General features: G+C 67.6%; 24 protein-coding genes. 18 read left to right on the top strand and 6 right to left on the bottom strand.

Annotation, left to right across the window (positions count from 1 at the left end; genetic code table 11):
* Positions 1 to 119 precede the first annotated feature (119 nt).
* The 3 genes from ACYVKX_RS07545 (at position 120) to ACYVKX_RS07535 (ending at position 2,870) form a co-directional block, all read left to right on the top strand.
* Entirely contained in the window at positions 120 to 974 is an 855-nt protein-coding gene (locus tag ACYVKX_RS07545) for an NAD(P)-dependent oxidoreductase (RefSeq protein ID WP_460830202.1), read from the top strand.
* A 165-nt stretch (positions 975 to 1,139) separates the two neighbouring features.
* Positions 1,140 to 2,177: an NAD(P)H-dependent amine dehydrogenase family protein gene (locus ACYVKX_RS07540; protein WP_460830200.1), complete on the top strand. Its 1,038-nt coding sequence runs from the start codon at positions 1,140 to 1,142 to the stop codon at positions 2,175 to 2,177.
* A gap of 93 nt (positions 2,178 to 2,270) precedes the next feature.
* Positions 2,271 to 2,870: a TetR/AcrR family transcriptional regulator gene (locus ACYVKX_RS07535; RefSeq protein WP_460830198.1), complete on the top strand. Its 600-nt coding sequence runs from the start codon at positions 2,271 to 2,273 to the stop codon at positions 2,868 to 2,870.
* 26 nt (positions 2,871 to 2,896) lie between these two features.
* On the opposite strand, the gene ACYVKX_RS07530 is transcribed toward ACYVKX_RS07535, so the two are convergent.
* Positions 2,897 to 3,646, bottom strand: coding sequence for an SDR family oxidoreductase (locus tag ACYVKX_RS07530; RefSeq protein WP_460830196.1), 750 nt, complete (start codon positions 3,644 to 3,646; stop codon positions 2,897 to 2,899).
* 79 nt (positions 3,647 to 3,725) lie between these two features.
* Complete coding sequence (locus ACYVKX_RS07525; protein ID WP_460830194.1) at positions 3,726 to 4,598, bottom strand: phytanoyl-CoA dioxygenase family protein; 873 nt, start codon at positions 4,596 to 4,598, stop codon at positions 3,726 to 3,728.
* Between the two features lie 263 nt (positions 4,599 to 4,861).
* On the opposite strand from ACYVKX_RS07525, the gene ACYVKX_RS07520 reads away from it, so the two are divergent.
* The 10 genes from ACYVKX_RS07520 to ACYVKX_RS07475 all read left to right on the top strand — a co-directional run bounded on the left by ACYVKX_RS07520 (position 4,862) and on the right by ACYVKX_RS07475 (position 15,300).
* The gene (locus ACYVKX_RS07520) at positions 4,862 to 6,367 is read left to right on the top strand and encodes a flavin-containing monooxygenase (protein ID WP_460830192.1); all 1,506 of its coding nucleotides are present in this window, start codon (positions 4,862 to 4,864) and stop codon (positions 6,365 to 6,367) included.
* 53 nt (positions 6,368 to 6,420) lie between these two features.
* Positions 6,421 to 7,041, top strand: coding sequence for a hypothetical protein (locus tag ACYVKX_RS07515; protein ID WP_460830190.1), 621 nt, complete (start codon positions 6,421 to 6,423; stop codon positions 7,039 to 7,041).
* Complete coding sequence (locus ACYVKX_RS07510) at positions 7,034 to 8,389, top strand: glutamine synthetase family protein (protein WP_460830188.1); 1,356 nt, start codon at positions 7,034 to 7,036, stop codon at positions 8,387 to 8,389. Before ACYVKX_RS07515 ends, ACYVKX_RS07510 begins: the two co-directional genes overlap by 8 nt.
* A complete protein-coding gene (locus tag ACYVKX_RS07505; RefSeq protein WP_460830185.1) occupies positions 8,386 to 9,492 on the top strand; it encodes a Zn-dependent alcohol dehydrogenase in 1,107 nt (368 codons plus the stop codon). The genes ACYVKX_RS07510 and ACYVKX_RS07505 overlap by 4 nt, the downstream gene beginning before the upstream one ends.
* A 1-nt stretch (position 9,493) precedes the next feature.
* Positions 9,494 to 10,279 (top strand): gamma-glutamyl-gamma-aminobutyrate hydrolase family protein, encoded by a 786-nt coding sequence (locus ACYVKX_RS07500; protein ID WP_460830182.1) that lies wholly within the window; start codon positions 9,494 to 9,496, stop codon positions 10,277 to 10,279.
* Entirely contained in the window at positions 10,276 to 11,772 is a 1,497-nt protein-coding gene (locus ACYVKX_RS07495; protein ID WP_460830179.1) for an aldehyde dehydrogenase family protein, read from the top strand. Before ACYVKX_RS07500 ends, ACYVKX_RS07495 begins: the two co-directional genes overlap by 4 nt.
* An 84-nt stretch (positions 11,773 to 11,856) precedes the next feature.
* Positions 11,857 to 13,047, top strand: coding sequence for an acyl-CoA dehydrogenase family protein (locus ACYVKX_RS07490; protein ID WP_460830176.1), 1,191 nt, complete (start codon positions 11,857 to 11,859; stop codon positions 13,045 to 13,047).
* A gap of 62 nt (positions 13,048 to 13,109) precedes the next feature.
* On the top strand, positions 13,110 to 14,078 hold the full coding sequence (locus ACYVKX_RS07485; RefSeq protein ID WP_460830172.1) for a phosphotransferase family protein: 969 nt from the start codon (positions 13,110 to 13,112) through the stop codon (positions 14,076 to 14,078).
* Positions 14,075 to 14,815 (top strand): SDR family NAD(P)-dependent oxidoreductase, encoded by a 741-nt coding sequence (locus ACYVKX_RS07480; protein WP_460830168.1) that lies wholly within the window; start codon positions 14,075 to 14,077, stop codon positions 14,813 to 14,815. The genes ACYVKX_RS07485 and ACYVKX_RS07480 overlap by 4 nt, the downstream gene beginning before the upstream one ends.
* 32 nt (positions 14,816 to 14,847) lie before the next feature.
* Positions 14,848 to 15,300, top strand: a complete 453-nt coding sequence (locus tag ACYVKX_RS07475; protein WP_460830166.1) for a MaoC family dehydratase — start codon at positions 14,848 to 14,850, stop codon at positions 15,298 to 15,300.
* Here the strand turns inward: ACYVKX_RS07475 and ACYVKX_RS07470 are convergent.
* The 3 genes from ACYVKX_RS07470 to ACYVKX_RS07460 are packed head-to-tail and all read right to left on the bottom strand — an operon-like array spanning position 15,290 to position 17,958.
* Positions 15,290 to 16,276, bottom strand: coding sequence for an NADPH:quinone oxidoreductase family protein (locus ACYVKX_RS07470; RefSeq protein ID WP_460830164.1), 987 nt, complete (start codon positions 16,274 to 16,276; stop codon positions 15,290 to 15,292). The two genes, ACYVKX_RS07475 and ACYVKX_RS07470, sit on opposite strands and share 11 nt — an antisense overlap.
* Positions 16,276 to 17,154, bottom strand: coding sequence for a phytanoyl-CoA dioxygenase family protein (locus ACYVKX_RS07465; RefSeq protein WP_460830162.1), 879 nt, complete (start codon positions 17,152 to 17,154; stop codon positions 16,276 to 16,278). Before ACYVKX_RS07465 ends, ACYVKX_RS07470 begins: the two co-directional genes overlap by 1 nt.
* A gap of 36 nt (positions 17,155 to 17,190) precedes the next feature.
* Entirely contained in the window at positions 17,191 to 17,958 is a 768-nt protein-coding gene (locus tag ACYVKX_RS07460; protein ID WP_460830160.1) for an SDR family NAD(P)-dependent oxidoreductase, read from the bottom strand.
* Between the two features lie 95 nt (positions 17,959 to 18,053).
* On the opposite strand from ACYVKX_RS07460, the gene ACYVKX_RS07455 reads away from it, so the two are divergent.
* The 4 genes from ACYVKX_RS07455 (at position 18,054) to ACYVKX_RS07440 (ending at position 22,854) form a co-directional block, all read left to right on the top strand.
* Positions 18,054 to 18,830: an SDR family NAD(P)-dependent oxidoreductase gene (locus tag ACYVKX_RS07455; protein ID WP_460830157.1), complete on the top strand. Its 777-nt coding sequence runs from the start codon at positions 18,054 to 18,056 to the stop codon at positions 18,828 to 18,830.
* Between the two features lie 84 nt (positions 18,831 to 18,914).
* Positions 18,915 to 20,060, top strand: a complete 1,146-nt coding sequence (locus ACYVKX_RS07450) for a saccharopine dehydrogenase family protein (RefSeq protein ID WP_460830154.1) — start codon at positions 18,915 to 18,917, stop codon at positions 20,058 to 20,060.
* Positions 20,061 to 20,092: 32 nt separating this feature from the next.
* A complete protein-coding gene (locus ACYVKX_RS07445) occupies positions 20,093 to 21,628 on the top strand; it encodes a class I adenylate-forming enzyme family protein (RefSeq protein WP_460830151.1) in 1,536 nt (511 codons plus the stop codon).
* Complete coding sequence (locus ACYVKX_RS07440; RefSeq protein ID WP_460830149.1) at positions 21,625 to 22,854, top strand: serine hydrolase domain-containing protein; 1,230 nt, start codon at positions 21,625 to 21,627, stop codon at positions 22,852 to 22,854. The genes ACYVKX_RS07445 and ACYVKX_RS07440 overlap by 4 nt, the downstream gene beginning before the upstream one ends.
* Positions 22,855 to 22,886: 32 nt before the next feature.
* Here ACYVKX_RS07440 and ACYVKX_RS07435 read toward each other — a convergent pair whose 3' ends face one another.
* Entirely contained in the window at positions 22,887 to 23,513 is a 627-nt protein-coding gene (locus ACYVKX_RS07435) for a TetR/AcrR family transcriptional regulator (RefSeq protein ID WP_460830146.1), read from the bottom strand.
* A 252-nt stretch (positions 23,514 to 23,765) separates the two neighbouring features.
* On the opposite strand from ACYVKX_RS07435, the gene ACYVKX_RS07430 reads away from it, so the two are divergent.
* Positions 23,766 to 25,238 carry an APC family permease gene (locus ACYVKX_RS07430; protein WP_460830144.1) on the top strand — a complete coding sequence of 491 codons (1,473 nt, stop codon included), beginning with the start codon at positions 23,766 to 23,768 and terminating at the stop codon, positions 25,236 to 25,238.
* Positions 25,239 to 25,306: the final 68 nt, after the last annotated feature.

Genomic DNA, 25,306 nt, shown 5'->3' with positions numbered 1-25,306 from the left:
CAGTGACTCTAGGGAGTGGGCTCCTCGATTCTGTTAGCGTACAAACATTCGTTTGTTTAGCGGTCGCCGCGCCGCCTGGCGACGCTGACGTGCGGTGCGGCCACACGAAGGAGACGCTCATGCAGGTCACGTTGTTCGGCACGGGTCTGATGGGAAGCGCGTTCGGTCGCACCCTCCTGGCAGGCGGCGTCGACGTCACGGTCTGGAACCGCACTGTCGACAAGATCGCGCCGTTGGTCGAGCTCGGCGCAACAGGCGCGCAGTCTGTCGCTGAAGCGGTGGCCGCGACCGACGTGCTCTTCCTGGTCGTCCTCGACCAGTCGATCGTCACGGAGCTGCTGCAGGACCAGGACCTGAGGGGCAAGACCGTCGTCAACTTCACGACGGGCACGTCTGCGGAGGCGGTCGCCCAGCACGAGCTCGTGACGCGGCTAGGCGGGCGCTACGTCGACTCTGTCATCGCGGCATATCCCCACGACATCGGTCTGAGGTCCACGATGCTCTACTACGCCGGCGACGAGGAGGCCTACCGCGAGCTCGTGGGCCCCCTGACGCTGCTGTCGGGCCGCCTCCCCTTCGTGGGCGAGGCGCCCGGCAATGCCAACGTCCTCGACGCGGCCTGGATTGGAGGCTTCCACTGTGTTGCGATCGGGGCGTTCCACGAGGCGGTGTCGTTCGCCATGGCAGAAGGTGTCGGCATCGACACGATGGCCGACTCGCTCGACTACTACCTCGAGTTCCTGAGGGGGATCCTGGAGGAGTCCGTAGAGGCCATTCGAGCGGGCGACTTCAGCACCGACCAGGCGACCCTCGACGTCTATCTCTCCGGGATCCGCTCGTGTCGCCAGTCGATGATCGACGCCGGGGAGCGTGCGGGCTTGATCTCGGCGAACCTGCACAGCCTCGAGATCGCGTCGGCCGCGGGGCACGGTGACGGCAGCCTCTATGCCCAGGTGAAGACGATGCGGGCCTGACCTCAACTGTGGACCCCTGCTGGCACGCGAGACCGTGTCTTGTCGCAGCGCTTGACGGAATGCCCTCGCCACGACACAGTTGAATGACTTGATCAAACGCCCAAGTCATTTGAACATCCCCAGGCAGCGAGTGGAGGGGTGTCGCGACAGAACGAAGGACGGTCCATGAGGCGAGTACGAGCAGTGGTCTACGGCGCCGGCGCCATGGGGCTGCAGGCGACCCGGATGATGACCGAGAAGGGCGTCGACGTCGTCGGTGCCATCGCTCGCAGTCCGCAGAAGGTGGGCACAGACCTCGGCGAGCTCGCCGGGATCGCCCCACTGGGAGTGCTCGTGGAGTCCGATGCTGAGCACGTCATTGCCTCGCGACGCCCGGACATCGTCCTGCTGGCGACCCAGAGCTTCATCCCTGAGATCTTCGACCAGCTCGCGATGTGTGCGCGGCACGGGGTCAACGTCGTCACGATCTCGGAAGAGGCTCTCTATCCGTGGAACTCCTCCCCAGCCCTCGCGGCCGAGCTTGATGCGATCGCTCGCGCGCATGATGTGACCATCACCGGAGGGGGACACCAGGACTCGTTCTGGGTGCACATGGTGGGCGCTCTGATGGGCGCCTCGCATCGGATCGAGTCCGTGCACGGGCGGACCACGTGGAATGCCGACGAGTACGGAGCGGACGTGATCCAGAGCAAGCACGTCGGCCAGACCCTGGACCAGTTCGCAGCATCCGTGGCGGCCGCCGATGCACCGCCGACCTACGGGCGCAACCTCCTCGGCGCGCTGGCGCAGATCGGTGGCTTCACGCCCCGCGCGTACGAGTCGAGCGTCAGTCCCGTCGTCGCTGACGAGGACCGGGTCTCCGAGAGCATCGGCACGACCCTGCCTGCTGGGGTCGTGGTCGGCTACTCCGACGTCGACGTCATGCACACGGTCGAAGGTCCGTCGTTCACCTTCGAGATGTCGGGCTACGTCTACGGACCGGGGGAGAGCGACATCAACGAGTGGACCTTGGGGGGTGAGCCTGAGCTGTTCCTCTCCAACGGCGTGGTCCCGTCCTACTCGACGACGTGCACGCAATGGGTGAACCGCATTCCTGACGTCATCAACGCCCGGCCCGGGTTCGTCACGGTCGACGAGCTCCCGCCCTTGCGCTACCGATCCATGGCGATGCACCACTACGTGACGACCGGGCGGTTGACGTGACGCCGGTCTCGCGCCGGTGCACGAAGGGACTCGAGCCAGTCGATACGATCCGACCTGTGCGTATGACTACGTCACCTGACCAAAGGGATCGCGATGGCTCGGATTTCCGCTGACAAGCGACGCCAGGACTTCATCGAGGCGGCGGTGCGCATCATCGCCGTGCACGGCGTGAGTGGCGCGACGACGCGACGCATCGCCGAGGAGGCCGACGCCCCGCTCGCGACGCTCCACTACTGCTTCCACACCAAGGAGCAGCTCTTCTTCGCCGTCTTCCAGCACCTCTCCGAGGAGATCTCGACGAGCGACGCGGATGCGAGCGAACCAGTCGGGCTTGCGCCCGCGGCCCGTGCCTGGATCGCGAACACCGCTGATTGGACGATCGCCCATGACGACTACGCCCGCGCCGAGTACGAGCTGTACTTCTGGGCCCTGCGTCAGGACGGTGACGATGCAGGGCTGGCCGCCGAGGTCTACGGCCTGTTCTACAGCCGTCTCGAGAAGGAGCTCCGCGGCGCGCTGCGGCCAGGAGACGACGAGTCCCTGGTCGATCCCTTGTCCAGGCTGCTCGTCGGGATCGTGGACGGCATGATCATGCAGTGGCACGGCCACCACGACCGCGCCCGGTTCGATGCGGACCTCGAGGTTGTGGGCCAGATGCTGGAGACGTTGATCGCGTCACGAGCAGCGCGCTGACGCAGGTAGCTTCCGCCAGCGCAGGCTCAGGCGGTCCAGCCGCCATCCATGGAGTACGACGCGCCGCTGACCATCCCGGCGGCGTCGGAGGCGAGCCAGGCCACGAGTGAGCCGACCTCGGCGGGCTCCACGAGGCGCTTCACAGCACTGCGGGCGAGGAAGACCTGCTCGAGCACTTCTGACTCCTGGATCCCGTTCTGCTGAGCCTGGGCCGCGATCTGTCGGTCGACGAGGGGTGTGCGCACGTAGGCCGGGTTCACGCAGTTGCTGGTCACCCCGTGCTCGCCGCCCTCGAGAGCAGTGACCTTGGAGACCCCTTCAAGCCCGTGCTTGGCCGCCACGTAGGCGACCTTGTTCCGCGATGCCCGCAGGCCGTGGACCGAGGAGACGTTGATGACTCGGCCGAAGCCACGCGCGTACATCGCGGGCAGCGCCGCCCTGATCAGGAGGAACGGTGCCTCGAGCATCAGGCGATGGATCCGCCGGAATGCCTCGGGGTCGAAGGTCTCGAGGGGGCTCACGACCTGGATCCCGGCGTTGTTGACCAGGACGTCGGTGTCGAGCTCGATCGTCTCCAGCGCGGCAGTGTCGAGCAGGTCGAGGCCCCAGGCCTGGCCACCGATCTCCTCGGCCACCGCCTGTGCGGCCTCCAGGTCGACGTCCACCACCGTCACGCGGTGACCCGTCGCGGCGAGTGCCCGGGCGCAGGCGGCGCCGATGCCGCCTGCGCCGCCGGTGACCAGTGCGGTGCGGGTGGGGTGGGCGGTGTCGTTCATCGGCGGCCTTCTGACGTTGACGGGGGAGCGAGCAGTGCAGTAAGCGGCTTCCTAGTGCTCTGCGCGCGGGATCTGAAGCTCAGAAACCGAGGTGGTTCGCGATCTCCTCGTAGTTGTTCTGCCAGAGGCCGGGCGAGCCCTTGGGGTACTGGGAACGGAAGCCGATCAGCTTCTGCACGCGGGGGGAGAGGGTCCGGGCGAGGTCGAGGTCGACAAGCAACGGGTAGGCCTCTTCCGGTGTCAGGAAAGACGGCTGCAGGGGGATCGTGAGCCCGCGCCGGCGCTCGCTCTCGGTGACGTTCGCTCCGCCGCCGTGGACGACCTTGCCGTTGAAGAAGATGACGTCGCCGGCCTTCATCTCCGCCGGGATGGTCATCTCGGGGGTGCCGCGGTCCTCGTAGTCGTCCCAGTGGTTGCTGCCCGGGATGACGCGGGTGGCGCCGTTCTCCTCGGTGAAGTCGGTCAGGGCGATGAGGAAGTTGACCATCACCATGGGACCGGACTTGCCCATGGTGACGGCGAAGTGGTTGTTCTCGAGGTCGCGGTGCAACATCTGGGCCTTGTTGCCGGGACCGATGTCGATGATCTGCCCGGTCGTCAACCAGAAGTCGCCGGACTCCTCGCGGAAGATGGCCTCCCCCAGGTCGAAGAGCAGGTCCTGCTCAAGGATCTCCTCGCGGAAGGTCTTGCTGATCGTGACGAGGTTCGTCAGCCGCTTCGTCTGGTTGCCGTGGAACTCGGCGACGAACTCGTCCGAGTTCTTGGAGCCGGCGCCGAGGGCGTCCAGGGCGGGCTGGGTCTCCTCGTTGAACCGACGCACCTGGTCCTCGGTGAGGAACTTCTCGATGATGACTCCTCCGTCCGCATCCACGATCTCGAGGATGTCGGCGACAGGTGTGTCCTTCTGGACCCGTCGAAGGGTGGCGGTGGGCGCCGTAGCAGAAGTGGTCATGCTGTTCTCGCCTAACTCATGGAGGGCCCGCTGGTGCGCGAGTCGATCACTTGATCGTGTCGTTTGATCAGAGTGCCGTGGGTGGTCCGCGGAAGTCAAGGGTTTTCGGCCCGGTGCTCGGCGAAGAAACGGTCGGTTCCAGATGACGCATCCCTTGACAGGGGTGCACATGACCCCGACTATTGGGTCATCTGACCAAGTCGTACGACCGACACTGATCAACGCCGTCGGACCAAGGCCACTCGACATGATGGAGAACGCCCATGCCTGCAGCGGAACACGTCGACGTCCTGATCGTCGGTGCCGGCATCTCCGGTATCGCTGCGGCCATCGAGCTGCAGAAGCAGGGCCTCGATCAGTCCTTCGCCATCCTCGACGCCCGTGAGCGCGTCGGCGGCACGTGGGACCTCTTCCGCTACCCCGGGATCCGCTCGGACAGCGACATGTTCACTCTCGGCTACTCCTTCAAGCCCTGGACTCGCGAGAAGTCCATCGCGTCGGGGGAGTCGATCCGTGACTACCTCGACGAGGCGGTCGAGGAGCACGGGCTGCGCCCACGCATCCGGCTGGGGCACCGTCTCACCCAGGCGGACTGGTCGAGCGACAGCGACGTGTGGACCCTGGTGGTGGAGCGCCGCGGAGAGCAGGTCGAGCTGACGTGCAACATGCTGCTGATGGGGTCGGGCTACTACTCCTACAAGGGGGGCTACACCCCGGACTTCCCGGGCCTGGAGCGCTTCCAGGGCCAGGTCGTCCATCCGCAGCAGTGGCCGGAAGACCTCGACCACGCCGGCAAGCGGATCGTCGTGATCGGATCGGGTGCCACGGCCGTGACCCTGGTCCCGAGCCTCGCGACAACAGCACGCAAGGTCACGATGCTCCAGCGTTCGCCTGGCTACCTCGCGGTCGACTCTGACGTCGACCAGCTCGCCGGCAGGCTCCGGCGGGTCGTCGGCTCGAGGCTGTCCTACCGCTACATCCGGGCGCGCAACACCCGTCGCCAGCAGGCCACCTACAAGGCGGCCCAAGGTGACCCGGAAGCGTTCAAGCAGGCCCTGTTCGAGGTCATTCGCACCAGGGTGGGGCAAGAGACCCTCGAGCGGCACTTCACGCCCGACTACCAGCCATGGGACCAGCGGCTGTGCCTGGTGCCCAACGGGGACATGTTCGACGCGATCGCGGACGGCCGCGCTGTCGTTGCCACGGGGCACATCGAGACCTTCACCGAAGGTGGCATCCGGTTGACCACAGGAGAGGAGATCGAGGCCGACATCGTCGTCACGGCGACCGGCTTGCAGCTCGTGGCACCTGGCGAGGCGAGCTTCAGCGTCGACGGAGAGCCGGTGGACTTCTCGTCGTGCTGGACCTACAAGGGGATCGCCTATTCAGGGGTCCCCAACCTCTTCTTCTTCTTCGGCTACATCAACACGTCCTGGACCGTTCGGATCGAGCTCGTGGCGGACTTCGTCTCCCGGGTCGTCGCCCACATGCGTGAGACGGGCGCGACCCGCGTCGTCCCCACCGTGGGGGCTGACGACACGGAACTCGTCCGCGAGCCCTTCATCTCGGGCATCAGCTCGGGCTACTTCGCACGAGCCAACGGGGTCCTGCCCAAGCAAGGCGGTCGAGCGCCTTGGATCAACCCGCAGGACCACAAGGCAACCAAGGAGCTGCTGGCCGGACCCGTGGACGACGGCGTGCTGGTGTTTGCCGGCTCCCATCGCCCGCCGGCTGCGTCTCGCGCGGCATCGCGAGGATCAGCACGTTGACCTCGTTCACGGAGGCATTCCCTGGGGAGCAGGCATCTGACATCGGAGCACGCATGACGGAACCCACCACCCGCGTCGTCCCTGAGGCCGACGCCACACCGCTGGTCCGCCTGCTCACGCGGACGATCCGGACCTCGCTCGCGCAGCAGCCGGACGTCCTGCTCGCGGCCTCCCGTCCGAGTCTCCTGGTGGTGCAGTCGGCAACCGACGCCCAGGCGGCCTCGGTCGAGCTGCTCGACGACGAGATCCGGGTCGTGAATGGCGCGCGGGAGGCCGCGGACGCGACCCTGACCGTCGACCTCGCGCGCCGCCTCGAGATCTTCGCCGCCGAGGGGCCTCGAGATGTCGTCGATCTGGCCGAGGTACTGATCAGGCCGACGCTTCCGTCGTGGAGCGAGGCGGCGCACGACTTCTGGCGCGTGACCGGCCAGGACGTCGGCATGCCACGCACGCTCGTCGTCCAGAACGCCGACCTCGACGATGACGTGCTCGCGCTGGGCGCGGGGCTGCCGCGCTACGTCGTGCACGGAACCTCGGACGCGCTGGCCGGTCTCTTCACGGGAGCGGACTCGTTCCTCGACGCGGTGTTCGCCGGCAACCTGCTGGTCCAGGGCACGCTCCCGCAGCTCTCCGTGATGGCGGGCGCATCGTTCAAGGTGAGGTTCCATGTCTGAGCAGGCAGCCGCGTGGCTCGAGGCCCGGCAGATCCAGGTCATCCGCATCGAGGGCACCAACCTCGAGGGTTCGTTCATCGGCAAGTTCGTGTCACCCCAGAAGTTCCTCTCCGGTCTGTCCGGCGGGTTCGCCTTCGCGGACGTCGCCTTCGGTCTGGACATGTCGAACGTTCCTCAGTTCGGTTTCGCGATGCCCACGTGGCGCGGCGACCTGAAGGACATCTTCTGGCACGCGGACCTGGACACCCTGGTCGAGTGGGCGCCGGGACGGGCATCGGTGATCGGCGACTTCAGGGACGCCGCCGGAGTCTCGATCTCGGCCTGTCCTCGTGGGGCGCTTCGTCGCCTCACCGACCACCTCGCCGACATGGGACTCGTGGGCAAGGTCGCCGTGGAGATCGAGGCAACCGTCTTCGAGGAGTCGGTCCAGCAGGCACGTGCCCAGGGCTACCAGGACCTCACGCCCCTGGGCGGCTCGGCCGGCTCGGCCTATCACCTCGCCAAGTCGCAGGACTGGGAGGACTACATGCGTGCCGTCGTCCTGAGGATGGCCGACGTCGGCATCCCGTGGGAGGCATACAACGACGAGGCGGCACCCGGGCAGGTCGAGTTCAACATCACCCCGGCCGACCCGGTGACCACCTCGGACCACTGGGCCCGCACCCGTCAGATCATGCGTGAGGTCGCCTTCGATCAGGGCCGGGTCGTGACCTTCATGGCCAAGCCGACCGACGGTTACGGTCAGGCGTCGCACCTCAACGTGTCGCTGCTGCGTGACGGCCACAACGTCTTCTACGACGAGCTCGGCCCGTCCGAGGAGATGAGCTACTTCCTCGGTGGGCTCATGGCCACCCTCGCTGCGACCACGTCGTTCGCGCTTCCGATGATCACGTCCTACCGCAGGCTGGTCGACCTGGACGGACCCCCCACCACGCTCACCTGGGGCGTCGCCAACAAGTCCGCCGCGATCCGCGCCGTGGTCGGGCACCCCAGCTACTCGCGCCTGGAGTACCGCACCCCGGGTGCGGACGCCAACGTCTACCTCGTCCTCGCGGCGATCCTTGCCGGAGGCATCGCCGGCCTCGAGGGCAAGATCGAACCGCCCGCCCCCTTCGACGACATGGCGTGGTGCCTCCCTCCGGGGGTGGAGCGCATCCCTGACTCCATCAGCCTGGCTGCCGACGCGCTCGAGGCGGACGACCTGCTGGGGCCGGTCCTGGGCCAGGAGCTCGTCGACTACTGGCTGGGGACCCGACGCTGGGAGTGGTTGCAGTTCCACACCGCAGGCGGCGTCGCCGGCCCCGCACTCTCGTCCTGGGAGTCCCACCGCTACTTCGAGCTCCCGTGACGGCCACGACGCGCGCCGCCGTCCTGAACGCGGCACCCGGCACCCTCAACCTCGAGGACCTGACCATCGACGCTCCGACTCCCGACGAGGTGGTGGTCCGCGTGCTGCACGCGGGCCTGTGCCACTCCGACCTGCACGAGATCGACGGGACGTTCGAGTCGACGCCCCCGATCGTGCTCGGCCACGAAGCCGCCGGAGTGGTCGAGGCGGTGGGAGGCAACGTCCGCGGCATCTCGGTCGGCGACCACGTCGTCAGCTGCCTGTCGGCGTTCTGCGGGCACTGTCGCTACTGCACCAACGGACAGCAGACGCTGTGCGAGAACCGCGGTGCACTCTCCCACGACCGGCCGCGTCCGCGGCTGGTCAATGCTGCGAAGGAGCCTGTGCGGCCCACGGCCGGCATAGGCGCCTTCGCGGAGCACATGGTGGTCCACCAGAACGCCCTCGTCAGCATCTCCAAGGACATGCCGCTGGCCCAGGCCAGCATCCTGGGATGCGCCATCACGACCGGGCTCGGGGCCGTGTTCCGCACCGCACGGATCGAACCCGGCTCGACCGTCGCCGTGATCGGCACCGGCGGCGTCGGGATGGCTGCGATCCAGGGCGCCCGGCTGGCCGGCGCCTCGACCATCATCGCCGTCGACGTCGTCGACGAGAAGCTCGAGAAGGCCCGCGCGTTCGGCGCCACCCACACCGTCAACGGGCGGTCGATCGACGCAGTCCGTGCCGTCCGTGAGATCACCGGCGGCGGTGTCGACTACTCCTTCGAGGCGGTCGGCAACGCCCGCACCGTCGAGCAGGCTTTCGCGATGCTCTGCCCGGGTGGGACCGCCACCGTCGTCGGGATGGTGCCGGCATCGACCCCGATCGCCATCAGCGGACCGGACCTCTTCCTGCAGGAGAAGAGGCTCCAGGGCTCCTTCATGGGCTCCAACCAGTTCAAGGTGGACATTCCCCGATACGTCGACCTCTACCTGCAGGGCCGGCTGATGCTGGACGAGATGGTCTCCGACCGCCTTCCGTTCGCTCAGATCAACGAGGGCTTCGCACTGCTCGCTGCCGGGAGTGCGACCAGGGTCGTGGTCGACATGGAGGACCGCTGACATGGCGCCACTGATCGGCATCTCGGGGCGTCGTCTCAGCGCCTCGATCATCGGCCGGATGGATCCGCGCTTCGCCCGGCGCGAGTTCGACTTCTTCTTCAGCGACTACGCGCGCTGCGTCGCAGAGGCGGGTGGCATCCCGGTCCACCTGCCCTACGAGGCGGACGGTGACGAAGTCGTCCCCCGGCTGGACGGGGTCATCATCACCGGTGGACAAGACATCCACCCCGCCCGCTGGGGTGGAGACACCTCGGTCGTGCCACCGGACGCCGACCCACGCATGGATAGCTCGGCACACGACGCCCAGCGAGACGGGTACGAGTCGTCCATCATCGCCGCCGCAATGCGCACCGGTGTCCCGCTGCTCGGTGTCTGCCGGGGCCACCAGATGCTCAACGTGGCGCTGGGGGGGACCCTCGTCGCAGACCTGCCCCCGAGCGAGGTGGAGCACTACCTCAAGGATGCGCCGCTAACGGACGGACGTGCCGACCACGTCGTCCGGTTCGCCCCGGGCTCGCTGGTCGAGTCGATCTACGGACGCGAGGCACGCCTCAACTCCTGGCACCACCAGTCCGTCGCCAGGTGCGGGACGGGCCTGGAGGTCACCGGGTGGGCCGACGACGGCATCGTCGAGTCGATCGAGGTCGCCGGGCGACCCGTCCTGGGAGTCCAGTGGCACCCGGAGTGGCAACTCACCCCCGACCCGGTCTTCGCGTGGCTCATCGAGGCCGCGCAGGCGCATCAGCACCACCCCCTTCCGAACGCCAACCTGCAGGAGCTGTCATGACCGCACCAGTACCCGCGACCCTCGCCGCCTGGGAGGCACTGGCCGCCTCCGTGACGATTCCCAGCGCCATGTGGGTCGACGGTGGTCCCCGGCCGGCCCGCAGTGGCAGGACCGCGCCCCTCGTGTCCCCGAGGGACGGCACGGAGATCGCCCACCTCCCGATGGCTGAGGAAGCCGACGTCGACGACGCCGTTGGCGGTGCCCGGAGAGCCTTCGTCAGCGGATCCTGGTCGCGACTGCAACCACGTGAGCGCGGCGAGGTCCTCATTCGTTGGGCCGACCTGCTGGAGGAGCACCGCAGCGAGATGGCGGTCCTCATCGCCCTGGAGATGGGCAAGCCCGTCTCCACGGCCTACGACGTCGAGCTGAAGACCACGATCGGGCTCATCAGGTGGTACGGCGAGCTTGCCGACAAGCTCATGGACGAGTCACCCCGAGGTCGCACCGATGCGATCGCGGTCGTCTCGAGGGAACCGCTGGGTGTCGTCGCCGCCATCACACCCTGGAACTTCCCGATGACCCTGTCGGCGTTCAAGATGCCGGCCGCCCTCGTCGCCGGAAACACCGTCGTCCTCAAGCCGGCGAGTCAGTCCCCGCTGTCCGCGCTACGTGCCGCGGAGCTGGCCAGCGAGGCGGGTCTGCCGCCGGGTGTCCTGCAGGTCGTCACGGGCAGCGGACCGGTCACGGGTGCCGCCCTCAGCCTGCACCAGGACATCGCGACGATCACCTTCACCGGTTCGACGGACGTCGGCAAGCAGCTGCTCGGCTACTCGTCGCAGTCGAACGCCAAGCCTGTCTGGCTCGAGCTCGGCGGCAAGTCGCCGAACATCGTCTTTCCCGACGCGGACCTTGAGACGGCTGCCGAGACGGCCGGATGGGCGATCGCGTTCAACTCGGGCCAGATGTGCACGGCCGGCTCACGCCTCGTGGTGCACGAGGACGTCAAGGACAAGGTGATCGGAGACGTGGTCGCCTACCTGGAGGCTTTGCGCATCGGAGACCCCCTCGACCCCCAGACCCAGTTCGGTCCCCTCGCGAGCCGTCGCCACCGTGACGACGTGCTGGCCGAGATCAGCAAGGGCCTCGGCACGGACGCCCGGTTGGTCCTTGGGGGCGACCAGCCCCTGGACCGTCCCGGCTTCTTCGTCGCGCCCACCGTCTTCGACGGCGTCCAGCCGGACGACCGACTTGCCCAGCACGAGATCTTCGGACCGGTGCTGTCGGTGCTGACGTTCTCCAGTGACGAGGAGGCGGTGGCGATCGCCAACAACTCAGACTTCGGGCTGGGCTCCGCGGTCTGGACGAGCGACCTGTCGAGGGCCGCGCGCGTCGCCCGCGAGATCGACGCGGGCCTGGTCTGGGTCAACTGCTTCGAGGAGGGCGACTACTCGGTGCCCTTCGGCGGGCGGAAGCTGTCTGGTCACGGTGGCGACAAGAGCACCCACGGGCTCGACAAGTTCACCGCTCTCAAGACGACGTGGATGGCCATCTGAAGGACCCATCCGCTGCGCGAGCGGTCTGCCCGCCCGCGTGTCGTTCATCCTCCACCTCACCTCACCTCACCGTTCGAGGACGCCATGACTGTTGACCTGTCCTACCCTGCCCACGTCGTCGATCTGGTCGATCGCACCCAGCGCTTCATCAATGACGTCGTGCTGCCGATCGAGGACACCTACCTCGGCGACATCGAGGCCGCTGGCGGCGACCTCCTACGGCGAGACCTCCAGGAACAGGCACGGGCCGCCGGGGTGTTCGCCCCGCATGCCCCCGTCGAGCTGGGAGGTCACGGTCTGGGCATGGTCGAGCGATCGCCTGTGTTCGAAGCCGCGGGCTACTCCCTCTTCGGGCCCCTCGCACTGAACATCGCAGCGCCCGACGAAGGCAACGTGCACCTGCTCGCCGAAGTGGCCTCGCCCGAGCAGCGTGACCGCTTCCTCGGGCCCCTGGCTCGAGGTGAGTGTCGATCCGCCTTCGCGATGACCGAACCGGCCCCGGGGGCAGGGTCCGATCCGTCGGCACTGTCCACGCGCGCGACCCGGGTCGACGGCGGTTGGCAGATCGACGGTCGCAAGTGGTTCATCACGGGCGCGGACGGCGCGGGCTTCTTCATCGTAATGGCACGCACCAGTGGTGTTCCTGGTCAGCTCGGCGGCGCGACCATGTTCCTCGTCGACGCGACGACTCCGGGACTCGAGGTCGGCCGTCACATCAGCACCCTCGATCGCTCGATGGTGGGCGGGCACTGCGAGGTCACGCTCGACGGTGTCTTCGTCCCCGACGGCTCGGTGCTGGGTGGTGTCGACGAAGGTTTCCGCTACGCCCAGGTGCGGCTGGGCCCGGCGCGGATGACCCATGTCATGCGCTGGCTCGGTTCTGCCCAGCGAGCCCAGGACGTCGCGCTGAAGCACGTGGGGGAGCGGGAGGCGTTCGGGAGCCGGCTCAGTGAGCTCGGGATGATCCAGCAGCAGGTCGCGGACAACGAGATCGATCTCGCGGCGTCGCGGGCGCTCCTGCTCCAGGCCTGCTGGGAGCTCGACCGCGGCGAACCTGCGTCGAGGGCGACCTCGATCGCCAAGACGTTCGCCGCCGAGGCGATCCACCGGGTCGTCGACCGTTCGATGCAGATGTGCGGTGGGCTAGGTGTGTCGGACGACCTGCCGCTGGCTCGGCTGTTGCGTGAGGTACGCCCCTTCCGCATCTACGACGGTGCCTCCGAGGTGCATCGCTGGTCGATCGCACGGCGCGCGGTGCGAGCGGCGCAGAAGTGACGGGACCCTTGAGCCAGCACACGCTCCGCCCTGACCAGCTGTCGCGGCTGCGGGACTACCTCGTGGACGCCGGCGAGAATGTCGAGGGCGGTCTTCGCTCGGACCTGATCGCCGGCGGTCGTTCCAACCTCACGTACCTCCTTGCGGACGGGCCGCGTCGGTGGGTGCTGCGCCGCCCGCCGCTGGGCGGTCTGACTCCGAGCGCCCACGACATGGGCCGTGAGTACCGCGTGACCGACGCCCTGCAGCCGACGCAGGTTCCGGTTGCTCGGACCGTCGGCTTCCACGAGGACGCGACGTTGCTCGGTGCCCAGTTCGCGGTGGTGGCGTTCGTCCCGGGCACGACCATCCGGAGCGCCGACGACCTCGAGCGGCTCGATGACCAGCAGGTCGCTGCCTGCGTCGAGTCACTCGTTGAGGTCCTGGCGGCTCTGCACTCGGTGGACCACGTCGCTGTGGGGTTGGAGCGGTTCGGCCGCCCCGATGGCTATGCCCAGCGCCAGCTACATCGATGGTCGGGCCAGTGGCAGCACGTTGTCAGCAGCGATGTGCCGGACGCCGCCGTGCTCCTGGGGCGGCTCGTGGAACGCGCCCCCGCCTCGGGTCGCGCAGCGATCGTCCATGGCGACTTCCGGATCGACAACGCGATCGTGGACGCCACCGATCCGACTGTCGTCAGGGCATTGGTCGACTGGGAGCTCTCGACCATCGGGGAGCCTGTCGCTGACGTGGCGATGATGTGCGCCTACCGGCACCAGGCGCTCGACGACGTGCTCGGCCTCGACGCGGCCTGGACGAGCGATCGGCTCCCGAGCCCCGAGGACCTGGCGGCGCTGTACGAGAAGGTCTCGGGTGCGACGCTGACCCACTGGGATTTCTACCTGGGGTTGGCCTACTACAAGCTCGCGGTCATCGCCCAGGGCATCGACTTCCGGCTTCGCGCCGGTGCGGCAGCGAGCGAGGGGTCAGAGCGTGCTGGTGACGCCGTTCCCAGGTTCCTCGCCGCGGGGCTGGAGGTGTTGGCCAGATGAGCGGTCGTTCGGCGCTGGTCACGGGGGCCTCGCGCGGGATCGGGCTCGGGATCGCAACTCGTCTGGCTCGCCAGGGGTTCGGGCTGACGATCACGGCGCGCAGCGCCGACGTGCTCACGTCCGTCGCCGATGGGTTGCGGAAGGCCGGGGCCGCGGAGGTGACCGTCGTCGCTGCTGACGCCGGCGACCCCGACGCGGCAGACCTCGTCGTGGCGGCTCATCGAGCCACGTTCGACTCCATGGACGCCCTGGTGATCAATGCCGGGGTCGGCACTGCGGGCACGGTGGGTGACTTCCCGCTGAACCGCTACGACAAGACCTTCGACGTCAACCTGAGGACTCCGCTCACGCTCATGCAGAAATCGCTGCCGCTGCTGCGCCAGGCAGCGACGATGCGACCAGGGACGGGCGCCAACGTGATCGCCATGTCGTCGATCACCGGGGTCTTCGCCGAACCCGGGCTCGGCGTCTACGGCGCCTCGAAGGCTGCGCTGCTGTCGCTGGTCGACACGTTCAACCTCGAGGAGTCAGGCAACGGCGTGGTCGCCACCAGCCTGGCTCCGGCCTTCGTCGACACGGACATGGCGGCGTGGGCTCACGCGCGCGTGCCACCGGAGGACATGATCCCGGTCTCCGACGTCCTGGACATCGTCGAGACACTCATCGGCCTGTCACCTCGCATCATGATCTCTCGGATCGTCATGGGCCGCGCCGGCACGTCCGGCGTCGTGGCCTGAATCGTCATACCCCTGGAAAGGCGGTCGTCTCCGTGGTGCGCATCTTCGAGAACCTCGAGGCGTTGAAGGCAGTCGTGGGACAGGAGCTGGGGTCGTCACCCTGGGTCACCGTCACTCAGGCGGACATCGACGACTTCGCTCGCCTGACCAAGGACGAGCAGTGGATCCACGTGGACAGGGCGAGAGCTGCGGCCGGTCCCTTCGGGTCGACGATCGTCCACGGCTACCTGGTCATGTCCCTGATTGCCTACTTCTCGGACGCGGTCTACACGGTGGAGGGGCTGGAGTCCTCGCTCAACTACGGCTCCGACCGCGTTCGCTTCCCGAGCCCGGTGCCGGTCGACTCGCGGCTGCGCGGCGTCATCACGTTGGTGCAGGCCAACGAGCTCGAGTCGGGCACGCAGCTCGTGACGCGGGTGGTGGTGGAGCGGTCGGGTGACCCCAAGCCGGCCTGCGTGGCCGACGTCGTCTACCTCATGACCTGACGGGCTCCTGCCCGATCCCGGTCGTGAAGACGGCCCGCCCGAGGAGGCGTCGCTGGGCCATGTCGACGAGGCCGTCACGGAACTCCTCGAACGGCCGGACTGTGTGGAGGACAGGAGCGATCGTCCCCGACTCCATCAGCGGGACCAGCTGCTCCCACTGCTCCAGCGAGCGACCCTGGTCGACCATGTAGGACTGCTCGACTCCCCGGACGTCCACGTTGTTCATCAACAGCCGGTTGACCTTCACGGTAGGGATGTCTCCCGAGGCGAAGCCGACCACCATGACGCGGCCGAGCGGCGCCAAGGAGCGCAACGAGTCGGTCATGACCTCCCCGCCGACGACGTCGACCACGATGTCGACCCCCCGCCCTCCGGTGAGCTCCTTCGGCAGTCGAGGGACGTCCTCGCGCCGGATGGCGTGGGTGGCTCCAGCGCGGAGCGCGACCGCTTCCTTCTCGTCCGACGACACCACGGCGATGGTCTCCGCGCCGAGGCCGCGGGCCACCTGGAGGCAGGCGATGCCGACGCCACCGGCTGCGCCGTGGACGAGGACGGTGTCCCCGGCCTGCAGCCCACCTCGCGTGGTCAGGGTGAAGTGGGCGGTCAGGTAGTTCATCGGCAGTGCGGCGCCCTCGCTCATCGACATGCAGTCGGGCAGGGGGTACACCTGACCCACCGGGGCGGTCACGACCTCGCAGGCCGCCCCGAAGTCGAGGAACCCGGCGACGCGGTCCCCGACGCTGACGTGGCATCCGTCGGGGGACCGGGTGACGATTCCGGCGAAGTCGGAGCCCAGGGTGAAGGGTGCAGGTGGTTGCAGGTGGTAGCGACCCTGCGACATCAGCAGGTCGGGGAAGCTCGCCGCCACGGCGTGCACCTCCACCACGACCTCGGCGTCCCGCGCCCGGGGGACTGGGACGTCCTCCACCGTCACGCCCTCGGGACCGTGGTGGTCGAGGCCGCGGACCGCTCTCATCACAGGTCCAGGTACTTGGCGATGTCCTCGTAGTTGGCCTGCCACAGGGTCCCGCCGTTCTTGGAGGCGTTGTGGAAGGAGCGGAATCCCAGCAGGTTCTGGATCTTGGGCGGCAGGGTCCTGACAAGGTCGAGGGGGACCAGGAAGGCATGTGCCTCCTCGCTCTGCAGCCAGCCGATGGTGAAGGACCAGGCCATGGCGCGACGGTAGAAGTCCGTCGTCCGGTTCGCACCGCCGCCGTGGGCAACCTTGCCGTCGATCAGCAGGACGTCGCCGGTCTGGAGCAGGGCCGGGATGGTGTCCTCAGGGACGCCGACCTCGTTGAAGTCGGGCCAGTGGTTGCTGCCGGGGATGACACGGGTGGCGCCGTTCTCCTCGGTGAAGTCGCAAAGTGCCGTCAGGAAGTTGATGGTCACGTTGTCGGCCGAGGGGCCGAGATCGCGAAACAGCGGCCAGTTCTCCATGTCACGGTGGTGCGGTTGCGCGGGGTTTCCGGGGCCGATCTCGATGACCTGGGCAGCCGACATCTGGTAGCTGTCCGCGACCGGGAGCAGGAACTCGTCGGAGATAGCCAGGATCCGTGGGTCCTGGAGCATGAGCTCCCGGAACGTCGTCGAGTGCGTGACGACGTTGGTGAGCCGCTTGGTGTTGACGCCGTGGAAGCCCTCGTACAGATCTTCCTTGTCCTCGGGCCCGGCCTTCAGGGCGGCGAGGTGGGGGTCGATCTCCGTGTTGAAGTCCCGGATGAGCTCAGCGGAGAAGAACCCCTCCAGAACGACTCCTCCGTCGCGGTCGACGACGGCCTTGATGTCGGAGGGGGTCGCGTCAGCGGGCAGTCGGACGAGCGTGTCCAGCTGCGGTGCAGTCGTGTCGGTCATGTGGGCTCCTGTGGTGGGTGTGTGGATGGGGCAGTCTCAGGCAGGTCGGTAGTAGCCGGCGGTGGAGCCGCCGTCGAGTCGGTAGACGTGTCCATTGGTGTAGCTCGACTCCTCACCGAGCAGGTGGAGCACGGCCGTCGCCACCTCCGTGGGTCGCGCAAATCGACCCAGGGGGACGGCGGATCGCCAGTAGTCGCGTTCGGATTCGTCGCCGTCGAAGATCTGGTCGGCCATGGGGGTGTCGACGAACGCAGGGGCGACGGCATTGACGCGGACGCCTCGTGGTCCGTAGTCGAGTGCTGCGCAGCGCATCAGGCCGATGACCCCGTGCTTGGAGGCGCAGTAGGCGCTGAAGTCCTGGGCGCCTGCCACTCCGCCGTCCGAGGAGATGAGCACCGCGTTGCCGCCGGTGGAGAGGAGCTCGTCCATGGTGGCCTTCAGGGTGAGGAACGACCCGGTCAGGTTGACGTCGATCGCGCGTCGCCAGTCCGCCACCGACGAGTCCAGGACGGATCCCCCGACCGCGATGCCAGCACAGGCGGCGACGCCGACCAGGGGAGCGCGCAGGGGTCGGCTGTCGACGACTGCTGAGGTCAGCGAGTCGAGCTGCGTGACGTCGGCGACGTGACCCAGGCACGTCGTCTCGCTCACCGACAGCGCACGGACGACCTCTTCGAGCGCTTGCTCCGCCCGGTCTACGAGCACGAGGTCGTAGCCCCGGGATGCCGCTTCCTCCGCGACGGCACGCCCGATTCCTGACGCCGCCCCCGTGATGAGGATCGACCCCTTCGCTGACAGTGTCATGCCGCTCCCTCGCCGTCGCTGTTCACCTTGACCCGTGTGGCGTCGGATCCTATTGTTAACGAATATTTGTTCGCTGTCGAGGGGAAGGCCGCATCGTGACGTCACTGGAGGACAAGGTCGCGCTCGTGACGGGCGGGGGTCGCGGGCTGGGCCTGGCCATGGCACGCGGTCTCGGGATGGTGGGTGCCCGGGTGGCCATCGCCGGCCGATCGAGGGCCACGCTCGACGCTGCGGTCGCCGAGCTCTCTGCCGAGGGGATCGACGTGCTCGCGGTGCCGACGGACGTCGCCGACCCCGCCGCGATCGTGGGCATGTTCGACGCGGTCATCGAGTGGGCGGGTCGCATCGATGTTGCCGTCAACAACGCAGGGATCGGGCACGAGGCGCCGATCGCCGACGAGCGGGTCGAGGACTGGGACCACGATCTCCGCGTCATGCTGACGGCGCCGTTCCTGGTGACCCAGCAGGCGGCCCGGCGGATGGAGCGCGGGGGCGCGGTCGTCAACATCTCGTCGATCGACGCGCGCGCCGCGGACGGGACCTTTGCCAGCTACAACGCCGCCAAGGCCGGACTCCTCAGCTTCACGAAGTCCGCGGCCGTCGAGCTGGCGCCGCTCGGCCTACGGGTGAACTCCGTCAGTCCGGGCTATGCCTTGACCGACATGGTGGCCGAGGAGCTCGGGCCGGAGATGGTGGCGAAGATGTCGCAGAACTTCGAGCGCGTCCCCATGAAGCGCATGGTCACGGTCGAAGAAGTGGCCCATGCCGTGGTGTTCCTGGCCGGGCCGCTGGCCTCGGGGATCACCGGGACCGACCTCATTGTCGACGGCGGCACGCTCGCCAACCTCTACATCCAGGAAACCCTCGCCTGACCGTGCTGCGCCGCTAGCCGGCCTGGAGCCGCAGTAGGCATGATATAAACGAACGAAAGTTCGTTCGCAACAAAGGAGATCGAGATGTCGCGCATCGCAATCGTCGGGCTTGGTCAGATGGGATCCGCTGCCCTCGCGATCCTCCTGGAGCAGCTTCCGGACGCGACGTTCGTGGCGCTCGACCGCGCCCCTGAGGCGCTCAGGGCCGCCGAGGCGCTCGACCCGCAGCGAGTTCGCGGCAGGCTCGCCGACGTCACCGCGGGCGAGGTCGACCTCGACGACGTCGATTTGGTGATCAACCTCTCGGGGCCCTTCTTCGCCGGCGCCGACACCGTCGCCCGGGCCGCCCTGGCCACGGGTGCCGCCTACATCGACATCGGCGACGATCTTGAGGCCACCGAGACGATCCTCAAGCTCGATGCGGAGGCTCAGGCGGCCGGCGTGCCGCTCATCACCGGCGCCGGCTGGTCGCCGGGAGTGTCCAACTGGCTCGGGGCGCGGCTTATCGACGAGAACCCCAGCACCGATGGCATCCAGGTCGTCTGGGTGACCCATGAGAGCGACCCCGGTGGCCTCGCTCCGCTCCGGCACATGCTGCACATGGCGGTGACCCCCTGCCCGGTCTGGGTCGACCACGCGTGGACACAGTCGCCCGGCTTCGTGCCGGAGACTGCGGCGACGTACGAGTTCCCCGAACCCCTCGGTCTCACGGAGGCCTACGACACCGCGCACCCGGAGCCCATGACCCTGTCACGCCACTTCCCCCAGCTGCGTTACGCGAGCTGCAAAGGGGCGCTGCAGCCCGCCTGGGCCAACGCCGCCTTCTCGACGCTGGGGAAGATCGGCTTCGGCTACACCGACGTCGAGGTCGAGATGGACGGCGTCATGATCCAGCCTGCCGAGTTCCTCTGGAAGATGATGTGGGCGCGCTATACGCAGCGGCCGTCCAAGATGCCTGTCGCGACGACGGCGCTACTGGTCCAGGCGCTCGAGGGCAAGGAGGTCCTCGGGACCCTCGCGATGACCGACGACGCGGTCATGTCGAGAGGCACCGGGCTCGGCGCGGCAGTCGCCGCCCTCGTGGCTCTGCGCGAGCCCGTGGCGGCGGGTGCGTGGGGGCCGGAGATCCTGCCCTGGCAGGTGGCGCTGCCGGAGTACGAGCGCATCGGAAGGCAGCTGGGCGGGTTCGGTCCTGGCATCCAGTCGCTCGGCGCCCCCAGCGTCAGATAATGTCGTCCACGAGCTCACCGGAGGTTGCCGCCATGGGGACACCCGAGCACACCCTCCCCGCTGTGGTGCACAAGTGGGCGTCGCGTCGTCCGCAGGGGCTGGCACTCCGGCAGGGGGAGAGGTCCCTGACCTGGCGGCAGCTTGACAAGGCCGTCCAGGCGAGCGCGCGAGCACTGCTGGCCCGAGGCCTTGTCGCTGGCGACCGCGTCATGCTCCTGGGGGAGAACTCCGTTGAGTGGGTCGTCACGTTCCTGGGCGCTCAGCGGGCTCGGATCATCGTGGCGCCGACCAACACCAGGCTCAGCCCTGCCCAGGTCGCCGAGCAGGCACGCGTGCTCGACGCGCAGGCCGTGATCTTCGGTGCCGAGCTGGTCGACCTGGTGGCCGAAGCGAGGGACGCCGGGTTCGCATGCGTGGAGGTCTCCGTGCTCGCCGCGGCGGCCGCCGAGCTCCTTGAGGACCCTGAAGGACCTGAAGGGCTGCCGTTCGCAGCCGCCGAGGAGCCTGCGTTGGTCAGCTTCACCTCGGGCACGACCGGCGTCCCGAAGGGGGCGACCATCAGCCACGGCGCCTTGTACGAGATGGCGCGTTCGTTCTCGACGTACTTCCAGACCGGGCCCGACGACACCACGCTGGTCATGGTCCCGATCTTCCACAACACCGGATTCGTCGACCAGCTCGCACACATGATCCTGTCGGGCGGCGCGACGTCGCTCCTTAGCCGCTATCGCACCTCGCTGGCCGTCGAGGAGCTCGTTGAGCACCCCGTGACCTACCTCGCCGCCGTGCCGAGCATGCTCCGGATGCTCATGATGCACGAGGGTGCCGACCAGGTGTTCGACGGCATCGGCAGCATCATGTTCGGAGGAAGTCCGATGCCAGGCGCCTGGACCGAAGAGGTCGGCAGCCGGTGGCCGCACCTGCGGCTGGTGCACGCCTATGGTCTCAGCGAGTTCACCTCGGTGTGCACGTTCCTGCCTCCCGACATGGTCTCGACGAAGGGAGAGTCTGTCGGTCTGCCGCTGCCCGGTGTAGACGTGAAGGTCATGGCGGACGGACGCAAGGCCGAGGTTCGTGAGACCGGAGAGGTGTGGATCTCGGGCGCCACCCGGATGATCGGATACTGGCGACGCCCCGACCTGACGTCGGAGAAGTTCGTGGACCGGTGGCTCCGAACGGGCGACCTCGGTTACCTCGACGATGACGGCTACCTGTGGCTGGCCGGTCGGCAGGACGACGTCATCAACCGAGGGGGCGAGAAGATCCTGCCCACGTTCGTCGAGTCGCAGATCGCGCGTCACGCCTCCATCGCAACGGCCTCGGTCTTCGCCTACCCCGACGAGGTGCTGCAGCAGCGGGTCGCCGCCGCGGTCGAGCTCCGTGCCGGGTGGAGCTTCGACGAGGACGCCCTCAGGCTCCACCTGGCGCAGTCGATGCCGGACTACGCCATTCCTGACCGCTGGGTCCTCTACGACGAACTGCCACTCACGGCCTCGGGCAAGGTCGACCGTCGCGCGGTCGCGGCGGCCGGCATCTCCACGCCAGGCATGCCGCGCGAAGCGCGGTGACGCAGGTGCCGGCGCCGGACCAGGTCCACGGCTTCGTCGCCGAGGGCTTCGAGGAGGTCCGCGACGTCTTCGCGTCCAACTTTGTCGAGCACGACGACCTGGGCGCCTCCTGTGCCGTGCACGACGGTGAGCGCTTCCTCGTCCACCTCTGGGGTGGTGACTCCGACGAAGCAGGCACGCCGTGGCTCTCCGACACACTGTGCCTTGCCTACTCGGTCACCAAGGGCTTGGTCACCGTGCTGGTCGCACGGCTGGTCGAGGAAGGCCTGCTGGAGCTGGACGAGCTCGTGCAGACCTACTGGCCGGAGTTCGGTGTGCGGGGAAAGGGAGGGACGACCGTCCGGATGCTGCTTGCGCACCGAGCCGGTCTGCCCACGATCGAACCTGGCCTGAACAGACGTCAGCTGCTCCAGGCCGGAGTTCCTGCTGCGCGCCTGGCCGCGCAGGCACCAATGTGGGAGCCGGGGCAGGATTTCGGCTATCACGCGCTGACGTGGGGCTGGCTGGTAGACGAACTGCTCTTCCGGGTGACGGGTGAACGCGTGGATGTGCTGATCCGTCGCAAGGTGGCCGAGCCTCTGGGGGTCGAGGTGCACGTGGGGCTGGCGGGTGCAGCAGCCTCGCGGGTGGCAGACCTGAGCACCTTGGACCCGGTGGTCGGCGCGACGCCTGTTGCCCGGGAGTCGCTCGCTGAGCAGATAGAAGACTCCGCACTGCGGACGGCTCTCCAGCGTGAGCTGGCCAGCGTCCACCAGCGAGCCGACCTCTTCGCCCAGACCATCACGGCGGGAGGTCTGCTGCCGCTGATGGACCCGGTGACGTGGAACAGTGACGACGTCCGGCGGGCGAGCATCCCGGGAGCCAACGCGATTACCAATGCTCGGGCCGTGGCCAGGATCTACGCGGCGGTCACGACTGACCGCGCCAGTCCACCGCTCGTCTCGCGGGCGACGCTCGAGGACTTCACGGTTCCGCAGAGCGAAGGGACAGACCGCGTCACGGGGTTCCCCTCACGGTTCGGAGCGGGCTTCATGTTGCCGACCGCCGGGAACCCGATGTACTCCGAAGCATCCTTCGGTCACGAAGGGGTTGGCGGAGCCCAGGGTTTCGCGGACGTGGAGGCAGGATTCGGCTTCGGGTTCGTGCCCAACCGGCTTCGAGACGTCGCCGGTGGAGATCCGCGCGTCGCGGCACTGGTCGCGGCCGTCCGGCGCGCCAGAAACTGACCCATGGTGGGTCTGGCCGAGCCTGCGATGCGCTAGACCCCGAGGAGGTTTCGCGTCATCTGCCAGTGCTGCTCGGCCACCTCGTCGGCGGAGAAGGAGCCACCAGGCTTGTACCAGCTCGCCACGCGGTCACACATCGCGATGATCGCCATCGTGGCGACCGTGGTGGTCGTCCCCGGTGGGGCAGGTGCAAAGGCTGACACGCGGTCACGCACCAGGCTGAAGTAGGAGCGCTGGACGTCGAGCAGGGAGTCGAGGTCCTCCTGCGGGAGGAAGTGGTGCGTGTACTCGCGATTGAGGAGCAGGTCGGTCACCCTCGCTATCCCCAGGTTCTCGATCTGGTAGATCACGTGGCGGTGCACTGTCTCGCGCAGAGCCGCCTCGGGCTCCGAAGGATCGATCGGCCCGCCCACACGCGTGGCGAAGTCCGTGAGGACCCGCGAGATCGCCTCGCTCATGATGGCTTCCTTGGACGCGAAGTGGCTGTACAGCCCCGGCGCCTTGATCCCGACGGCGGCAGCGACCTCCCGCACCGTGCAAGCCTCGAAGCCGCGATCTGCAGCGATGTCGATGGCTGCGGCCAGGATCCGCTCGCGCATCGTGCTCGAGTCGAAGATCTCTCCCGAGCGAGAATCGGTGCTCGAGCTGACGATGGACATCGTGGCTTCCTCCAGTATGTCTCCGCGGGCCGTCCAGCTGCGCCTGTTCGAGGGTCTCGGCCTGGTGGCGAGACCTTAACGCATATTCGTAAATCATCCTTAACACATCTTCACGCGGGTGAAACGGCAGAACTATTGACGGTCGTAGTGACTTAGCCTACCTTTACGAACATTCGTTCGCCACGTGACATGGTTGCCATGGGGCAGGGCGACATCAAGGAACCGACCCCGACGTGACCTGGAGGACCCCGCATGACCTCGACGCCTAAGGTTGACCAAGTGAAGGTGGCTGGATCGCCGCCGGAACCGGCCGAACCGCAACTCACCGGGTCGATGACCACGTTCGACATCGTCTTCACGGTCCTCGCGTTCAACGCGCCGCTCGCTGTCTTCGTGGGCTACCTGACCGTCATCATTGGCTACGCGAACGGGCTCGGCGCCCCGTCGATCTTCTTCGCGGCCGGTCTACTGGTCTTCATCTTCGCCGCCGGCTTCACGACGATGAGCAAGCACCTTCCAAATCCAGGCGCCTTCTACGCCTACGTGACGGCGGGGCTCGGTCGGCCGCTGGGGCTCGGGGCGGCGTTCCTGGCGATCACTTCCTACGTGTTCCTCTACGTGTCCAGCTTCATCTATGGCGGGACCTCCCTCTCCGCCTTGGTGAGCGACGTGTTCAACGGCCCACAGATCGACTGGTGGGTGTTCAACATCCTGCTGATCGGCGTGGTGGCCGTGCTCGGCTACTTCCGGATCACGTTGTCTGCGCGGATCCTCATGGTGGCCATGGTCCTCGAAGTCATCTTGATCGTCATCTACAACACGGTGGTGTTCGCTCAGGGTGGGAGCGAGGGGTTCACCTCGGCCTCCTTCAACCCCGACTACGTGCTCTCGGGCTCGCTCGGTCTCGCCGCGCTCTTCGGCATCGGTATGTTCTCGGGCTTTGAGGCGACCGCGATCTTCAGGGAAGAGGCGCGAGACCCGGAGAAGACGATTCCGCGGGCGACCTACATCATGATCGGCGTCATCGCTGTGCTCTACGCCGTGACGTCGTACGCCCTCATCATCGGCGTCGGACCCAGCACGGTGGTGGACTCTGCGGCCGCTGACCCCGTGGGCACGGCTCTGGGATCGGTGGACGCCTACCTGGGCTCGGTCGCCCAGGACGTGGTGGTCGTGCTGCTGTGCTCCAGCATTTTCGCGGCGATCCTTGCGATGCACAACATCAGCGCGCGCTACCTCTTCTCGATGGGCCGTGACGGTGTGTTCCCGCGCAGCCTGGGCAAGGTGCACGGCAAGCACCAGTCGCCCTACCTCGCGTCGATGGCGACAACGGGTGTCGCTGTCGTCTTCCTCGTGGGGCTGCTCATCTCGAAGGCCGACAACCTCACCGTCTACGCGCGGCTTGCCGGGATTGCGCTCTACGCGCTGATCATGTTGCTGATCCTCACCAGCGCCGCGATCGCGGCGTACTTCTGGAAGGAGCCGGACCACGAGTTCGGCAAGTGGAAGACCCTGTACTCACCCCTCATCGCCGGCGCCGGCTTCACCGTGGCACTGGTGCTCGCCACTCAGAACGCGTCGTTCCTCGTCGGGGGTTCGCAATCAGCCGCGAACATCCTGATCGCGTTCTTCTTTGCGATGGTCGTGTTGGGCGCAGGCTATGCGCTGATGCTCAAGCGCACGCGCCCTGACATCTATGCCCGGATCGGACGACAGGACATCTGACCCCGGATCCACCACCGTTGATTTGTGATCGGTGATTGCGGTGGAGGCTCGCGTCGGTTGGGTTCAGG

Source organism: Nocardioides hungaricus, from assembly GCF_054782915.1.
Note: the sequence above shows the minus strand (reverse complement) of the source record. Positions and strands in the feature narration are given on the sequence as shown.

Bases quoted from the DNA above. Each gene is read 5' to 3' on its own strand.
- ACYVKX_RS07465 (WP_460830162.1), bottom strand. From the start codon at position 17,154: ATGACCGACACGACTGCACCGCAGCTGGACACGCTCGTCCGACTGCCC.
- ACYVKX_RS07495 (WP_460830179.1), top strand. From the start codon at position 10,276: ATGACCGCACCAGTACCCGCGACCCTCGCCGCCTGGGAGGCACTGGCC.
- ACYVKX_RS07430 (WP_460830144.1), top strand. From the start codon at position 23,766: ATGACCTCGACGCCTAAGGTTGACCAAGTGAAGGTGGCTGGATCGCCG.
- ACYVKX_RS07490 (WP_460830176.1), top strand. From the start codon at position 11,857: ATGACTGTTGACCTGTCCTACCCTGCCCACGTCGTCGATCTGGTCGAT.
- ACYVKX_RS07480 (WP_460830168.1), top strand. From the start codon at position 14,075: ATGAGCGGTCGTTCGGCGCTGGTCACGGGGGCCTCGCGCGGGATCGGG.
- ACYVKX_RS07500 (WP_460830182.1), top strand. From the start codon at position 9,494: ATGGCGCCACTGATCGGCATCTCGGGGCGTCGTCTCAGCGCCTCGATC.
- ACYVKX_RS07520 (WP_460830192.1), top strand. From the start codon at position 4,862: ATGCCTGCAGCGGAACACGTCGACGTCCTGATCGTCGGTGCCGGCATC.
- ACYVKX_RS07460 (WP_460830160.1), bottom strand. From the start codon at position 17,958: ATGACACTGTCAGCGAAGGGGTCGATCCTCATCACGGGGGCGGCGTCA.
- ACYVKX_RS07470 (WP_460830164.1), bottom strand. From the start codon at position 16,276: ATGAGAGCGGTCCGCGGCCTCGACCACCACGGTCCCGAGGGCGTGACG.
- ACYVKX_RS07445 (WP_460830151.1), top strand. From the start codon at position 20,093: ATGGGGACACCCGAGCACACCCTCCCCGCTGTGGTGCACAAGTGGGCG.
- ACYVKX_RS07450 (WP_460830154.1), top strand. From the start codon at position 18,915: ATGTCGCGCATCGCAATCGTCGGGCTTGGTCAGATGGGATCCGCTGCC.
- ACYVKX_RS07545 (WP_460830202.1), top strand. From the start codon at position 120: ATGCAGGTCACGTTGTTCGGCACGGGTCTGATGGGAAGCGCGTTCGGT.
- ACYVKX_RS07510 (WP_460830188.1), top strand. From the start codon at position 7,034: ATGTCTGAGCAGGCAGCCGCGTGGCTCGAGGCCCGGCAGATCCAGGTC.
- ACYVKX_RS07540 (WP_460830200.1), top strand. From the start codon at position 1,140: ATGAGGCGAGTACGAGCAGTGGTCTACGGCGCCGGCGCCATGGGGCTG.
- ACYVKX_RS07525 (WP_460830194.1), bottom strand. From the start codon at position 4,598: ATGACCACTTCTGCTACGGCGCCCACCGCCACCCTTCGACGGGTCCAG.
- ACYVKX_RS07530 (WP_460830196.1), bottom strand. From the start codon at position 3,646: ATGAACGACACCGCCCACCCCACCCGCACCGCACTGGTCACCGGCGGC.
- ACYVKX_RS07515 (WP_460830190.1), top strand. From the start codon at position 6,421: ATGACGGAACCCACCACCCGCGTCGTCCCTGAGGCCGACGCCACACCG.
- ACYVKX_RS07435 (WP_460830146.1), bottom strand. From the start codon at position 23,513: ATGTCCATCGTCAGCTCGAGCACCGATTCTCGCTCGGGAGAGATCTTC.
- ACYVKX_RS07535 (WP_460830198.1), top strand. From the start codon at position 2,271: ATGGCTCGGATTTCCGCTGACAAGCGACGCCAGGACTTCATCGAGGCG.